This window comes from Noviherbaspirillum aridicola, assembly GCF_019656455.1.
GTDB lineage: Bacteria > Pseudomonadota > Gammaproteobacteria > Burkholderiales > Burkholderiaceae_D > Noviherbaspirillum > Noviherbaspirillum aridicola.
This window is the reverse complement of record NZ_BPMK01000005.1, coordinates 87,240-101,773: the sequence shown is the minus strand read 5'-3', so window position 1 is coordinate 101,773 and position 14,534 is coordinate 87,240. Positions and strand designations below refer to the sequence as shown.

11 protein-coding genes are annotated in these 14,534 nt (G+C 66.8%); 7 read left to right on the top strand and 4 right to left on the bottom strand.

Annotated elements, in window-relative coordinates:
- Positions 1-540: 540 nt before the first annotated feature.
- Positions 541-1,251, bottom strand: a complete 711-nt coding sequence (gene hutC, locus NCCP691_RS06810; protein ID WP_220807508.1) for a histidine utilization transcriptional repressor HutC — start codon at positions 1,249-1,251, stop codon at positions 541-543.
- Between the two features lie 117 nt (positions 1,252-1,368).
- Between hutC and hutU the strand changes: the two genes are divergently transcribed.
- The 4 genes from hutU to hutI are packed head-to-tail and all read left to right on the top strand — an operon-like array spanning position 1,369 to position 6,847.
- Positions 1,369-3,087: a urocanate hydratase gene (hutU, locus tag NCCP691_RS06805; RefSeq protein WP_220807507.1), complete on the top strand. Its 1,719-nt coding sequence runs from the start codon at positions 1,369-1,371 to the stop codon at positions 3,085-3,087.
- Positions 3,088-3,101: 14 nt separating this feature from the next.
- Complete coding sequence (gene hutH / locus NCCP691_RS06800; protein WP_220807506.1) at positions 3,102-4,646, top strand: histidine ammonia-lyase; 1,545 nt, start codon at positions 3,102-3,104, stop codon at positions 4,644-4,646.
- A gap of 1 nt (position 4,647) precedes the next feature.
- A complete protein-coding gene (gene hutG, locus NCCP691_RS06795) occupies positions 4,648-5,622 on the top strand; it encodes a formimidoylglutamase (RefSeq protein ID WP_220807505.1) in 975 nt (324 codons plus the stop codon).
- The gene (gene hutI / locus NCCP691_RS06790; RefSeq protein WP_220807504.1) at positions 5,615-6,847 is read left to right on the top strand and encodes an imidazolonepropionase; all 1,233 of its coding nucleotides are present in this window, start codon (positions 5,615-5,617) and stop codon (positions 6,845-6,847) included. The genes hutG and hutI overlap by 8 nt, the downstream gene beginning before the upstream one ends.
- A 689-nt stretch (positions 6,848-7,536) precedes the next feature.
- On the opposite strand, the gene NCCP691_RS06785 is transcribed toward hutI, so the two are convergent.
- The 3 genes from NCCP691_RS06785 to NCCP691_RS06775 form a co-directional block, all read right to left on the bottom strand.
- Positions 7,537-8,121 (bottom strand): peroxidase-related enzyme, encoded by a 585-nt coding sequence (locus NCCP691_RS06785; protein WP_220807503.1) that lies wholly within the window; start codon positions 8,119-8,121, stop codon positions 7,537-7,539.
- Complete coding sequence (gene msbA / locus NCCP691_RS06780; protein ID WP_220807502.1) at positions 8,118-9,857, bottom strand: lipid A export permease/ATP-binding protein MsbA; 1,740 nt, start codon at positions 9,855-9,857, stop codon at positions 8,118-8,120. Before msbA ends, NCCP691_RS06785 begins: the two co-directional genes overlap by 4 nt.
- Positions 9,858-9,963: 106 nt before the next feature.
- A complete protein-coding gene (locus NCCP691_RS06775) occupies positions 9,964-10,872 on the bottom strand; it encodes a LysR family transcriptional regulator (protein WP_220807501.1) in 909 nt (302 codons plus the stop codon).
- 934 nt (positions 10,873-11,806) lie between these two features.
- Here NCCP691_RS06775 and NCCP691_RS06770 point away from each other — a divergent pair.
- From NCCP691_RS06770 to yjjJ, 3 genes are all read left to right on the top strand, one after another.
- A complete protein-coding gene (locus tag NCCP691_RS06770; RefSeq protein ID WP_220807500.1) occupies positions 11,807-12,154 on the top strand; it encodes a DUF2917 domain-containing protein in 348 nt (115 codons plus the stop codon).
- Between the two features lie 13 nt (positions 12,155-12,167).
- Complete coding sequence (locus NCCP691_RS06765; protein WP_220807499.1) at positions 12,168-12,770, top strand: GNAT family N-acetyltransferase; 603 nt, start codon at positions 12,168-12,170, stop codon at positions 12,768-12,770.
- A gap of 155 nt (positions 12,771-12,925) precedes the next feature.
- Positions 12,926-14,299, top strand: coding sequence for a type II toxin-antitoxin system HipA family toxin YjjJ (gene yjjJ, locus NCCP691_RS06760; protein WP_220807498.1), 1,374 nt, complete (start codon positions 12,926-12,928; stop codon positions 14,297-14,299).
- Positions 14,300-14,534: the final 235 nt, after the last annotated feature.

The following is a 14,534-nucleotide window of genomic DNA, read 5'->3' as shown; positions in this document are numbered from 1 at the left end:
TGTTTCTGCGAAGGACATCACCGTCCTGGCCGCAAGACCTCCACCGCCCGGGTAGTGCCGGCCTCCGTGCCGGCTCAGCGGCGCTCGTCCGGAGAAAAACACAAACACCGCGGGCAGGCACAAACGCAGTCGCGGCACGACCTCAGCAGGCCGGCACGGAGGCCGGCCCCACTGCCGTTGCGGGGACTGGTCTTCGCTTCGCGGTCCTGTCTGTTCCTGCGAATGACATCCCCGTCCTGGCCGCAAAACCTCCACCCCCCGGGTAGTGCCGGCCTCCGTGCCGGCTCAGCGGCGCTCGTCCGGAGAAAAACACAAACACCGCGGGCAGGCTCAACCGCAGTCGCTGCACGACCTCCGCGGGCCGGCACGGAGGCCGGCCCTACTGCCGTTGCGGGTGCTGGTCTTCGCTTCGCAGTTCCTACAGTTTCTGAGAAGACGGACATCACCGTCCTGGCCGCAAGACCTCCACCGCCCAGGTAGGGCCGGCCTCCGTGCCGGCTCAGCGGCGTTTGTCCGAAGAAAATCCTTCACAAACGCCCTTCAAAAACTCCCCGCAAACTGATACCGGCTCCCCGGATGCCACATGGTGACCACCGTCGCCGCCTGCCCCTGCGACAGGGTGCGGCGCTTGAGCACGAGGCAGGCGTCCTTCGGCTGCATCTGCAGCATGGCGGCGATGTCGCGTGGCGCGGGCAGCGCCTCGATGCTGTACTGAACGCCCTGCAGCGGCGCCGCCGCCATCAGGTACTCGTTCGGCGTCATGGAAGAGAAATCCTGCTCCATGTAGTCGGGCGCGACGGCCGGATTGACCCAGCGGTCCTCCACCTGGATCGGTACCTCGTTCTCGAAATGCACGATCACCGAGTGAAACAGCGCATAGCCCGGCTTCACGCCGAAGGGCGCGGCCATGATCTCGCTCGCCTTCGCCCGCTCGAGCAGGTGCAGCTCGCTCCGATGCCGGTGGCCGCGGCCGCGCACTTCCTCGGCGATGCTCTTGATCGCTACCAGTGTCGACTGGTACTTGTGCTGCGCGACATAGGTGCCCGATCCCTGCACCCGCGTCAGGATCTGGTCGGCGGTGAGCTCGCGCACGGCGCGGTTCACCGTCATGCGCGACACGCCGAACTGGCGCGCCAGTTCCTGCTCCGACGGAATCGCATCGCCCTCCTTCCAGTGCCCGGCCTGGATCTGAGCCAGCAGGTAATCCTTGATCCGCTGAAAAACCGGCACCTCGATATCGGCTGCGCCCACTGTTTCTTCTCCCGCGTTGCAATGCGGGCAATGGTAGCACTTGTCTGCACATCTCAAAATCTCCTTGCGCAAGTTGTATATACAACTTAGACTGCCAGTATTGACAAGGAGGACGCCATGAATGCACCCAAAGAAGCCGTCGCCATGACCGCCGATCCGCGCCTCGCGCCGGGGCGGGTGGTACGCGCCCCGCGCGGCGCCGAGCGCGCCTGCAAGAGCTGGCTGACCGAAGCCGCCTACCGGATGATCCAGAACAACCTCGACCCCGACGTCGCGGAAAACCCGCAGCACCTGGTGGTCTACGGCGGCATCGGCCGCGCCGCGCGCAACTGGGAATGCTTCGACCGCATCCTGGAAACCCTGCGTAACCTGGAGGACGACGAAACCCTGCTGGTCCAGTCCGGCAAGCCGGTCGGCGTTTTCCGCACCCATGCCGACGCGCCGCGCGTGCTGCTGGCCAACAGCAACCTGGTGCCGAAATGGGCGAACTGGGAACACTTCAACGAACTCGACCGCAAGGGCCTGTTCATGTACGGCCAGATGACGGCCGGCAGCTGGATCTACATCGGCAGCCAGGGCATCGTGCAGGGCACCTTCGAGACCTTCGTCGAAGCCGGCCGCCAGCACTACAACGGCGACTGGGGCGGACGCTGGATCCTGACCGCCGGCCTCGGCGGCATGGGTGGCGCGCAGCCGCTGGCGGCGACGCTGGCCGGCGCGGTATCGCTCAACATCGAATGCCAGCAGGCGAGCATCGATTTCCGCCTGCGCACCCGCTATCTCGACAAGCAGGCGCGCGATCTCGACGAGGCGCTGGACATGGTCAGGCATCACTGCGAACGGCGCGAAGCGGTTTCCATCGGCCTGCTCGGCAATGCGGCGGAAATCCTGCCCGCGCTCGTGGAACGGGCAAAAGCTGGCGGCATGCGGCCCGACCTGGTGACCGACCAGACCTCGGCGCACGATCTGATCAACGGCTACCTGCCGGCGGGCTGGTCGGTGGAGGAATGGAAAGCCGCGCAGCAGGACCCGGCGCGCCACGCCGCCCTGCGCGATGCCGCGGCCGTATCCTGCGCCGCGCATGTGCGGGCGATGCTCGATTTCCATGCGATGGGCATCCCGACCGTCGATTACGGCAACAACATCCGCCAGGTCGCGTACGATACCGGCGTGCGGAACGCTTTTGCCTTCCCCGGTTTCGTCCCCGCCTACATCCGGCCGATGTTCTGCGAGGGCAAGGGACCGTTCCGCTGGGTCGCGCTGTCCGGCGATCCGGAAGACATCTACAAGACCGATGCCAGGATCAAGGAGCTGTTCCCCCACAACCGCCACGTGCACCGCTGGCTGGACATGGCGCGCGACCGCATCGCCTTCCAGGGTCTGCCGGCGCGCATCTGCTGGCTCGGTCTCGGCGAGCGTCATATCGCCGGCCTCGCCTTCAATGAAATGGTGAAGAATGGCGAACTCAAGGCGCCGGTCGTGATCGGCCGCGACCACCTCGATACCGGATCGGTCGCCAGCCCCAACCGAGAGACCGAGGCGATGAAGGACGGCAGCGACGCGGTGTCCGACTGGCCGCTGCTCAATGCCCTGCTCAACACCGCCGGCGGCGCGACCTGGGTCTCGCTGCATCACGGCGGCGGCGTCGGCATGGGTTACTCGCAGCACGCCGGCATGGTGATCGTCGCCGACGGCAGCGAGGCGGCGGCAAAGCGTCTGGCGCGGGTGCTGGTCAACGACGCCGGCTCGGGCGTGATGCGCCACGCCGACGCCGGCTACGAGAGTGCAGCGGCCTGCGCCCAGCGCAACGGCCTGAAGCTGCCGATGATGAAATAACGAAGAATGCCACGATGAACAACGATATCCTCACCCTCACCCCCGGCCGGCTGACGCTGGCGCAACTGCGCCGCATCTGGCAGGGCAATGTGACGCTGCAGCTCGATCCCGCGGCCTGCGACGGCATCCGGCGCTCGGCGGCCGCCATCCACAGCATCGTTGAGCGCGGCGCGCCCGCCTACGGCATCAACACCGGTTTCGGCAAGCTCGCCAAAACTCACATCCCCAACGACCAGCTGGAAGAACTGCAGCGCAACCTGATTCTGTCCCACTCGGTCGGCACCGGCGAGCTGCTCGGCGACCATGTGGTGCGGCTGATCATGGCGACCAAGATCGCCAGCCTGGCGCGCGGCTATTCCGGCATTCGCGCCGAAGTGATCGACACCATGATCGCGGCGCTCAATGCCGGCGTGATGCCCTGCATTCCGTCCAAGGGATCGGTCGGCGCCTCCGGCGACCTGGCACCGCTGTCGCACATGACGCTGGCACTCATGGGCGAAGGCGACGCCCGCGTCGAGGGCCGCATCATGCCGGCGGGTGAAGCGCTGGCCGCCGCCGGCATCGCCCCGGTCGCGCTGGCCGCCAAGGAAGGCCTGGCCCTGATCAACGGCACCCAGGTCTCGACCGCGCTCGCGCTGCACGGCCTGTTCATGGCCGAACGCATGCTGGAAGCGGCCACCGTCGCCGGCGCGCTGTCGGTGGATGCCGCGCGCGGCAGCGATGCGCCCTTCGACCGCCGCATTCACGAAGTGCGCGGGCAGCCGGGCCAGATCGCGCTGGCCGCCATCTACCGTCAGCTGCTGGCGGGCAGCGAGATCCGCCGCTCCCACCTCGAGCAGGACGACCGCGTGCAGGACCCGTACAGCCTGCGCTGCCAGCCGCAGGTGATGGGCGCCTGCCACGACCTGATCGTCAACGCCTCGCGCACGCTGCTGATCGAAGCCAATGCGGTGACCGACAACCCGCTGGTGTTCGCCGACGAGGGCGACGTCATTTCGGGCGGCAACTTCCATGCGGAGCCGGTGGCCTTCGCCGCCGACACCCTCGCGCTGGCCATCGCCGAGATCGGCGCGCTGTCCGAGCGCCGTATCGCGCTGCTGATCGATTCCACCCTGTCCGGCCTGCCGCCCTTCCTGGTCGCCTCCTCCGGCCTGAACTCCGGCTTCATGATCGCCCACGTCACCGCCGCCGCGCTCGCCTCGGAAAACAAGTCGCTCGCGCATCCGGCCAGCGTCGACAGCCTGCCGACCTCGGCCAACCAGGAGGACCATGTCAGCATGGCCACCTTCGCCGGCCGCCGCCTGCACGAGATGGCGGACAACACCGCCACCATCGTCGGCATCGAGCTGCTCGCCGCCGCGCAGGGCATCGATTTCCACCTGCCGCTGCAGACCTCGCCGCTGCTCGCCCAGGTGCATGCGCGGGTGCGGGAGCGCGTGCCCTTCTATGACAAGGACCGGCTGTTCGCGCCCGACATCGAGCGCGCGAAACAGATGGTGCTGCGCGGCGAGCTCGCGCAGACCTGCTCGCACCTGTTCGACGCCATCAGGATGAACTGACATGCGCCTGCCGCCCGACATGAGCCGCTGGAGCGGCCGCATCGACAGCGCCGAAGGCGAGCTCGGCCGGCGCTGGCACCAGGTCGTCGCGCCCTGGCAGGCGGGCCGCGGCGGACTCGCGCTGCTCGGCTTTGCCTGCGATGCGGGCGTGCAGCGCAACCATGGCCGCACCGGTGCCGCGCAAGGTCCGGCCGCAGTGCGCGCCCAGCTCGGGAACATGCCGGTGCGCGGCTGCAAGACCATCAGCGATGCGGGGGACATCGTCTGCGTCCCTGACGCCGGCGGCGACGGGCTGGAGGCGGCGCAACAGGCTCTGGCCGAACGCGTGGCCATACTGCTCGCGCAGGGCGCGGCGCCGCTGGTGCTCGGCGGCGGGCATGAGATGGCATTCGGCAGCTTCAGCGGGCTCGCGCAGCATCTGTCGACGGACACAGTCCCCCGCATCGGCATCCTCAACCTCGACGCGCATTTCGACCTGCGCATGGCGGACCGCGCCAGCTCGGGCACCCCTTTCCGGCAGATCGCGGAGGATTGCGCGTCGCGCGGCTGGCCCTTCCATTACTGCTGCCTCGGCATCAGCGACTTCGCCAATACCGAGGCCTTGTTCGCGCGCGCGCGTTCGCTCGGCGTGCGCTGGCTGCGCGACGAAGACATGCCGGCGCACCGCTTCGGCGAGACGGCAACGCTGCTCGACGGCTTTCTCGCCGATGTCGATCATCTCTATCTGACGGTTTGCCTCGACGTGCTGCCCGCATCCGTCGCCCCCGGTGTCAGCGCACCGTCCGCGCGCGGCGTGGCGCTGGAAGTGGTGGAACAAGTGATCGACATCGCCGCCGGCAGCGGCAAGCTGCGCGTCGCCGACATCGCCGAACTCAATCCCCTGCACGACATCGACCAGCGCACCGTGCGCGTCGCGGCCCGTCTCGCCGCGCGCATCGCCGAGCGCTGGCAGGCGAAGGAGACCGCGCATGGCTGAGTGGGATGCGCTCTGGGTCAATGTTCATCTCGCGACGATGGACGAGGAAAGCGGCTACGGCGAGATCCGCGACGCCGCGATCGCGGTGAAGGATGGCCGCATCGCCTGGCTAGGCGCGCGTGCCGCGCTGCCGCACCGCCGCGCCGGTACCGTGCACGACGGAGAAGGCTGCTGGCTCACCCCGGGCCTGATCGACTGCCATACCCATATCGTCCACGGCGGCAACCGCAGCGCCGAGTTCGAAGCGCGGCTGAGCGGCGCCAGTTATGAAGACATCGCGCGCCAGGGCGGCGGCATCCTGTCGACGGTACGCGCGACGCGGTCGGCCAGCGAACGGGACCTGTTCGAGCAAAGCCTGCCGCGCGTGCACGCACTGCTGGCGGAGGGCGTGACCACGCTGGAAATCAAGTCGGGCTATGGCCTCGACCTCGACAGTGAAGCAAAGATGCTGCGCGTCGCCCGCCGCATCGGCCGCGAGCTGCAGGTCCGCGTCAGGACCACCTTCCTCGGCGCGCATGCGCTGCCGCCCGAATACGCCGGGCGGGCCGACGACTACATCGACATGCTGTGCGGGCACATGCTGCCCGCCCTCGCCGCCGAGGGACTGGTGGATGCGGTCGATGCGTTTTGCGAGCGGATCGGTTTTACCGCGGCGCAGACCGAACGGGTCTTCGGAACAGCCCGCGCGCTTGGCCTGCCGGTGAAGCTGCATGCCGAGCAGTTGTCCGACCAGGGCGGCGCCGGACTCGTTGCACGCTTTGGCGGCCTGTCCGCGGATCATCTCGAATATCTGGGCGCCGAGGGGATTGCCGCGATGGCCGCGGCGGGTACCGTCGCCGTGCTCCTGCCGGGTGCGTTTTACTTTCTGCGCGAGACACGGCAGCCGCCGATACAGGCGCTGCGCGACGCCGGCGTGCCGATCGCGCTCGCCACCGACTGCAATCCCGGCACCTCGCCGATGACCTCGCTGCTGCTGGCGATGAACATGGGTTGCACGCTATTCAGGCTGACGCCGGCGGAGGCGCTGGCCGGGGTGACGCGCAATGCGGCAAGGGCGCTGGGGATTTTCGACGATACCGGCAGTCTCGCCGTGGGCAAGGCGGCGGATTTCGCGTTGTGGCGCGTGGACCGGCCAGGGGAGCTCGCGTATGGCTTAGGCGCCTGTCCTTCTGCAGGGCGGGTGGTGCTCGGCCGGCAACCGCGCCCGGCAGACCGCACCAGATAAACTCCGCCCAGGTAGAGCCGGCGTCCCTGCCGGCTCAGCCTCCCTCCGCCCGAAGAAAAGCACAACCACCCCCGGCATTCACAAGCGCAGACAGCCGCACCACCTCCGCCAGGCCGGCACGGAGGCCGGCCCCACTGTCCTTGCACAGGCCTGCGCGCGCAAAGACCACAAACCCCAGCGACGACACACCGCACAACCACCACCGCCCAGGTAGAGCCGGCGTCCCTGCCGGCTCAGCCTCCCTCCGTCCGAAGAAAAGCACAACCTTCCCCGGCATTCACAAGTGGAGTCAGCCGCACCACCACCGCCAGGCCGGCACGGAGGCCGGCCCCACTGTCCTTCCACAGGCCTGCGCGCGCAAAGACCACAAACCTCAGCGACAACACACCGCACAACCACCACAGCCCAGGTAGAGCCGGCGTCCCTGCCGGCTCAACCTCCCGTTGTCCGAAGAAAAGCACAACCACCCCCGGCATTCACGAGCGCGGTCAGCCGCACCACCACCGCCAGGCCGGCACGGAGGCCGGCCCCACTGTCCTTCCACAGGCCTGCGCGCGCAAAGACCACAAACCTCAGCGACGACACGCCGCACAACCACCACCGCCCAGGTAGAGCCGGCGTCCCTGCCGGCCCATCCCCGCGCGGAGAAAACACCAGCATCACAAGCACAAAGGCCCCCCCCCGCAGCCCTACTTCCTCGGCACCCGCCCCATCAAAAAGAACTCATCATTCGGCCGCATCGACACCACATTCGCCATCCGGTTCGACAAGCCGAAGAACGCGGTGATCGCGGCGATATCCCAGATATCCTCGTCGTCGAAGCCATGCACGCGCAGCGCCGCATAGTCCTCTTCCGTCACCTCGTTAGAACGCAAGCAGACCTTGATCGCAAAATCCAGCATCGCCTTTTGCCGCGGCGTGACGTCGGCCTTCAGATGGTTGACCGCGACCTGGTCGGCCACCAGCGGCTGTTTCGCGTAAATGCGCAGCAGCGCGCCATGCGCGACCACGCAGTACAGGCAGCCGTTCTTCGCGCTGGTGGCGGTGACGATCATCTCGCGGTCGGCCTTGGTCAGGCTGCCGGTGTCCTTGAGCATCAGCGCATCGTGATAGGCAAAGAAGGCGCGGAACTCGGCCGGACGGTGCGCCAGCGCGAGGAACACGTTCGGCACGAAGCCGGCCTTTTCCTGCACCGCCAGGATCATCTGGCTAATGTCGTCGGGCAGGTCCTCGATCGCGGGTACGGGAAAGCGGGATATCGGTGCTGCGCTCATGCTTCTGTCTCCTTGGTGAACTGAAGATGGTACAGGTTGGCGTACACGCCATTCTTTGCCAGCAGCTCGGCATGGGTGCCGGTTTCGACGATGCCGCCGCCGACCAGCACCACGATGCGGTCGGCGCGTTCGATGGTGGACAGGCGGTGGGCGATGACCAGCGTGGTGCGAGAACGCATCAGCTCGTCCAGCGCCGCCTGCACCGCGCGTTCGGACTCGGTGTCCAGCGCCGAGGTCGCCTCGTCCAGGATCAGGATCGGCGCATCCTTGTAGATCGCGCGCGCGATCGCCAGCCGCTGCCGCTGCCCGCCCGACAGCCGGCTGCCGTTGTCGCCGATCAGCGTATCCAGCCCCTGCGGCAGGCCGGCCACCACGTCTTCGAGGTGCGCCGCCTTCACCGCCGCCGCAATGCGCGCGCGATCCGGATTGGCGTCGCCGTAAGCGATGTTGGCCGCAACGCTGTCGTCGAACAGCACCACGTTCTGGCTCACCATCGCCATCTGTGCGCGCAGCGACGACAGCGAGATATTGCGGATCGACTCGCCGTCGAGCCGGATCTCGCCCGTCGTCACCGGATAGAAGGCCGGTACCAGGTTGACCAGCGTGGTCTTGCCGCCGCCGGACATGCCGACGAAGGCCACGGTTTCGCCCGGGTGGACATGCAGGTTGACGTGCGACAGCGCCGGCTGGGTCTGCTCCGGATAGGTGAAGCCGACATCCACGAATTTGATCTCGCCGCGCGCGCGCTGCGCCAGCGTCTTGCCGTCACTGCGCTCCGGCTGCGAGTCGATCAGCTTGAACACCGCTTCCGCCGCCGACAGGCCGCGCTGCAGCGGGCCGTTGACGTTGGCGATGTGCTTGAGCGGGGTGAGCAGCATCAGCATCGCCGTGATGAAGGACGCGAAGCTGCCGACCGTAGTCTCGCCCTCGCTCGCCTGCAGCAGCGCGATCACGATCACCACCGACACCGCGCAGGCGGTCAGCAGCTGCGTCACCGGCACCGTCGCCGCGAAGGTCGAGGTCATCCGCATCGAATACGCGCGCAGCTTGTTGGCGCGCTGCTCGAAGCGGCTGCGCTCGTATTCCTGTCCGCCGAAGACCTTGATCACCTGCTGCGCGCGGGTGGTCTCCTCGACCACCTGGGTCATCTCCGCATTGATGCTCAGGAACTCCTTCGTCAGCCGCCGCAGCCGCTTGCCGGTCGCCCGCACCACCACCGCGATCAGCGGCAGCAGTACCAGCGTGATCACGGTCAGCCAGGGATTCAGGTATATCAGGTAGGCGAGCAGCCCGACCACCGTCAGCGTGTCGCGCACCAGTGGCGTGAACACATTCTTGAGCATGTCGATGATCTGCTGCGACTCGAACATCATCGAGTTGATCACCCGCCCCACCGAGGTATGCGTATAGAAGCCGATCGGCACATCGAGCAGCCGCTCGAACATCTGCCGCCGCAGCTCGTTGAGCATGCGGCTCGAAGCCCAGGCCATCATGTAGGTCGTCATGTAGGTCGACACGCCGCGCACCGCGAAAATGCCGATCACGCAGGCCGGCACCAGCCACAGCGAAAAATTCAGCTCGCCCTTGAAGCCGTGATCCAGCAGCAGGCGCATCATCCAGGCGAGCGAGGGCTCGGTCGCGGCGGTGACGATCATGCCGAGAAAGGCCAGCGACAGCCGCCCGCGGTAAGGCCGCGTCATTTTCAGCATGCGGAGGATGTTGGGCGGCAGTTTCATAGGCAGGAAGGCATCTTGTTTCTTTGACAGCGGCATGACGCGGCGCCGGCTCGCGGGCGCCGGAAAGCGGATCGGCAATTATAGTGGAGCCCTCCCGCGCGCGCCCTCAAAACCGGTCCCACGGCGGCACCGGCCCGAACTCCGCCAGCAGATGGTCGATGAAGGCCCGCACCTTGGGCTGCATGTAGCGGTTGGGCAGGTACAGCATCTGCAGCGACATGCCGGGATTGCAATCGTATTCGGTCAGCAAAGGCTGCAGCCGCCCGCTGCGCAAGTGATCCCCCAGCACGTAGGTGGGATTCATCACCACCCCCATGCCGTTGAGCGCCAGATGCATCAGCACCCCGGTGTTGTTGACGCGAAAACGGCTGTGCAGCCGCGGCGCCACTTCCCGGCCATTGGCCAGGTAGCGCCAGCTGCCCTGGACCGGCTCTCCCTGATAGACCAGGCACTGATGCTTTTCCAGGTCCTGCGGCGTCTGCGGGATGCCGTGCTGCGCCAGATACTCGGGCGACGCGCAGGTCACCCAGCGCACCGGCGCGATCGGCCGCGCCACCAGGTTCTGCGGCGGCGAGCTGGTGATGCGGATCGCCAGGTCATAGCGCTCATCCACCAGATCCACCGGCCGGTCGCTCGCATGCAGCTCCACCTCCACCTTCTCGTACTTGCGGCAAAAGCTCTCCAGCGCCGGCGCCAGGTGCAGCGACGCGAAGATCACCGGCGAGGTCAGCCGCAGCACCCCGCGCGGCTCCGCCTGCAGCTGCGTCACCGTCTGCGACGCCGCCTCGATCTCATGCGCGATGCGCTGGCAATGCTCGTAATACGCCGCCCCCGCCTCGGTCAGGCTCATGCTGCGCGTCGTCCGGTTCAGCAGCTTCACGCCGAGCGCGCTCTCCAGGCTCGACACCTGCTTGCTCACCAGCGACTTCGACGTCGCCAGCGCCAGCGCCGCGGCCGAGAAGCTGCGCGTCTCCACCACCTTCGCAAAGGTCATCATCTGCGCCAGATGTTCCATACACCCTCCATCAAGAAGCCGTCGCCAAAGCAGGGCCGGCATCAGCGACGACACGCCGCACAACCACCACAGCCCAGGTAGAGCCGGCGTCCCTGCCGGCTCAGCCTCCCTCCGTCCGAAGAAAAACGCAAACCTCCCCGGCATTCACAAGCCCAGTCAGCCGCACCACCTCCGCCAGGCCGGCACGGAGGCCGGCCCCACTGTCCTTGCACAGGCCTGCGCGCGCAAAGACCACAAACCCCAGCGACGACACACCGCACAACCACCACCCAGGTAGAGCCGGCGTCCCTGCCGGCTCAGCCTCCCTCAGCGCGAAGAAAAACACAAACATCCCCGCCATTCACAAGCGCAGACAGCCGCACCACCTCCGCCAGGCCGGCACGGAGGCCGGCCCCACTGTCCTTCCACAGGCCTGCGGGTACAGAGACCACAAACCCCCGTCACCCCGCCACGCCGCACAACCACCACCGCCCAGGTAGAGCCGGCGTCCCTGCCGGCTCAGCCTCCCTCCGTCCGAAGAAAAACACAACCATCCCCGGCATTAACAAGCGCAGTCATCTGCACAACCACCGCCAGGCCGGCACGGAGGCCGGCCCCACTGTCCTTGCCCAGGCCCGCGGATGCAAAGACTACCCACCCCGCCACGCCGCACAACCCCACAGCCCAGGTAGAGCCGGCGTCCCTGCCGGCTCAGCCTCCTGTCGTCCGGAGAAAAGCACAAACATCCCCGGCATTAACAAGCGCACTCATCTGCACCACCTCCGCAATATCGGCACAGAGGCCGCCCCTACTCACGCGCCGCCACCCCACCACGATTGTCCACCGACAGAAACAATCTTATTCCGTTTTAACGGATTGTAAATACAACCGAACAAACCATAATGACTCCACGGTTGCAGTGCAACACGCACCGCCCGAACCGAAGGAGCCCGCGATGAAAGCCACCCTCACCACCATCGACACCGCCGCATCCACAAGACCGCGCGCGGCGACCCTCCCGCCCGAAGGCACCACCCTGCGGCTCGTCCGCACCCGGGGCGCCAGCATGCGCAACGCCCTCGGCTGGCGCGTACGCGCGCTGCACGGCGAAGTCTGGATCACCCAGGACGGCGACATCCGGGACATCGTGCTCGAACCCGGCCAGGAATACATCGTCGACCGTTCCGGCCCGGTGCTGCTATGGACCCTCGGCGACGCCGACGCCTGCCTCGCGATCCGCCCGCGCGACGCCTCGGTCCAGCGCCCCGCCGCCCTGCCGGCCGGCCGCCCCGCATTTGCCTGAATCGGAGCCCGCGATGCCCACCCTGCTCCCCTGCCTGCGCGCCCGCCGGCGCCTGCTCCCGTTCTGGCCCGACGCCCGGGCCGGCGGCCAGGTGCACGACAACTGGCGCCTGCGCGACGGCGTCACCGTCCGCCTGCGCCCTGCCCGTCCGCAGGACGCCGGCCTCATCCAAGCCATGATCCGCCGGCTGTCGATGGAAAGCCGCTACCACCGCTTCTTCTACCCCCTGCACGAACTGCCGCCCGAACTGCTCGCCCGCTTCACCCAGGCCGAGCCCACCCGCGCGATGAACCTCATCGCCACGGTCATCGAAGACGGCAGGGAAGTCGCCATCGGCATGGCCCAGTACGTCGCCGACGGCTATCCGCAGCACGCCGACTTCGCCGTCGTCGTATCGGACGAGCGCCAGCGCAACGGCATCGCCACCCGCATGATCCGCGCACTGATCAGAGTCGCCCGCGGCGCAGGCATAGAAAAAATTCAGGGAGACGTTCTGGCCGAGAACGAGCCGATGCGCGCGCTGATGATGGGGATGGGATTCAGGCTGGAGCGGCATCCCGAGGATGTGCTGTTGAGGAAGGCGTGGAAGCAACTGGCACCGGCAGGACTGGCATAAGACCCTTGTCCGAGCTCATGCATCCCGAGGGGCGTCGGGCCGAGCCCTGATCGGTTATACTCCGTGAATCGTTTCATAAATCGTTTCAGGAAAAGGACTCTGGTTCTTCTCTTTACCTCGAAACAGCCGTTTCAGGAATCGTTTCACGGAGATGTATGGCCGGCTCACCTCTGCCATTGCTGCGCACCTGGGGCCGGATGCCCGCCGCGGAGTTGCTCGACAGGATGCGCGTGTCGAGACCGACGATGATGCGTGCTATCCGGCAGCACCGCGACGAAATTATCGTCCGGGGTAGCGCGCGGCGAACCGCCTACGCGGCCCGCCGTACCATTCGCGGCCGCCGGGATGCCTTTCCCTTGTACCGTATCGACGAGCACGGACGGGGCGCGCAAGTGGGCGTCATCGACCCGATGTACCCGCACGGTAGCGCCCTGGCGCTTCATGCCGAGTTTGAATGGCCGCTGCGGGGCGACATGGTGGACGGCTGGTTTGACAGCCTCCCCTATCCCCTGGACGATATGCGGCCGCAGGGATTCCTGGGCCGTCATTTCGCCCGGGCCCATGCACACGTCCTTCAGGTTGAACCCGATCCCGCGAACTGGTCGGAGGATGACATCCTCCATGCCCTGTCGCTACTGGGATCGGACATGCCCGGCAATTACATTCTGGGCGAAGCGGCCTACCGCCTGTACCTGGATTCCCTGCTCGCCCCCGAAGACTTTCTCCCGGACGATGACGGTAAAGTCGCAGACGACTACCTCGAGGCGGCGGCGCGTGCGATGACCCACGGCAATGCCGGATCCTCGGCAGCCGGCGAATTCCCAAAATTCACCTCCCGGCGCCTCCTTGACGGAGAGCGGGTACACACCATTGTGAAGTTCTCGGGGAACGATGAATCTGCCGGCACCCGCCGGTGGTCGGATCTGCTCGTGTGCGAGCACCTCGCGCTGGAGACAATCTCCACGCGGCTGCACATCGCCGCCGCGCGCAGCCAGATCATCCAGGCCGGCGGGCGCACCTTCCTTGAAGTCGTTCGCTTCGACCGTCACGCCGCACACGGACGCTCCCCGGTCTGCACCTGGGCCGCCATGAATGACGCCATGATCGGAATGCGAGGCAAGGACTGGATCGCCGGCGCCCGCAGGCTGCATGCGCTGAAACTGATCGATGAGAAAGTGGTGGACCAGGTGGCGAGAATCTGGCATTTCGGCCAGCTGATCGGCAACAACGACATGCACGACGGGAACCTCGCCTTTCGGCCGGGCCTGGTGCTGGCACCGGTCTACGACATGCTGCCCATGCTCTACGCCCCGATACGTGGCGTGGAACTACCGGACCGCTCCCTGAATCCTCCACTGCCCGTGCCCGCCGAACTGGACGCCTGGCAGGAAGCCGCCCAGGCGGCCCTGTCATTCTGGGAGCGCGCTGCCGGGGACCAGCGTATCAGCCAGGGCTTTCGCACCCGATGCGAGGACAACGCGCGCATCGTCCGCCGTGCACAAGTTGCCGCAGGCGCGACGCAGGCATAGAGAAGATTCAGCGAGACGGCCTGGCCGAAAACGAGCCGATGCGCGCGCTGATGATAGAAATGGCATTCAGACTGGAGCGGCATCCCGAGGATGTGCTGTCAAGGAGGGCATTAAAGCAGCTAACCAAGCCCCGGCAAAGCAACTCGGCGGCCACAAAAAACCCCGCAAGACACCCCAGCAGCCACATAAACACCTGCGCAAAACACTCCAACAGCCACACAAACACCCACGCAAA

Bases quoted from the DNA above. Each gene is read 5' to 3' on its own strand.
- hutI (WP_220807504.1), top strand. From the start codon at position 5,615: ATGGCTGAGTGGGATGCGCTCTGGGTCAATGTTCATCTCGCGACGATG.
- NCCP691_RS06775 (WP_220807501.1), bottom strand. From the start codon at position 10,872: ATGGAACATCTGGCGCAGATGATGACCTTTGCGAAGGTGGTGGAGACG.
- NCCP691_RS06785 (WP_220807503.1), bottom strand. From the start codon at position 8,121: ATGAGCGCAGCACCGATATCCCGCTTTCCCGTACCCGCGATCGAGGAC.
- NCCP691_RS06765 (WP_220807499.1), top strand. From the start codon at position 12,168: ATGCCCACCCTGCTCCCCTGCCTGCGCGCCCGCCGGCGCCTGCTCCCG.
- hutU (WP_220807507.1), top strand. From the start codon at position 1,369: ATGAATGCACCCAAAGAAGCCGTCGCCATGACCGCCGATCCGCGCCTC.
- hutH (WP_220807506.1), top strand. From the start codon at position 3,102: ATGAACAACGATATCCTCACCCTCACCCCCGGCCGGCTGACGCTGGCG.
- hutG (WP_220807505.1), top strand. From the start codon at position 4,648: ATGCGCCTGCCGCCCGACATGAGCCGCTGGAGCGGCCGCATCGACAGC.
- NCCP691_RS06770 (WP_220807500.1), top strand. From the start codon at position 11,807: ATGAAAGCCACCCTCACCACCATCGACACCGCCGCATCCACAAGACCG.
- msbA (WP_220807502.1), bottom strand. From the start codon at position 9,857: ATGAAACTGCCGCCCAACATCCTCCGCATGCTGAAAATGACGCGGCCT.
- yjjJ (WP_220807498.1), top strand. From the start codon at position 12,926: ATGGCCGGCTCACCTCTGCCATTGCTGCGCACCTGGGGCCGGATGCCC.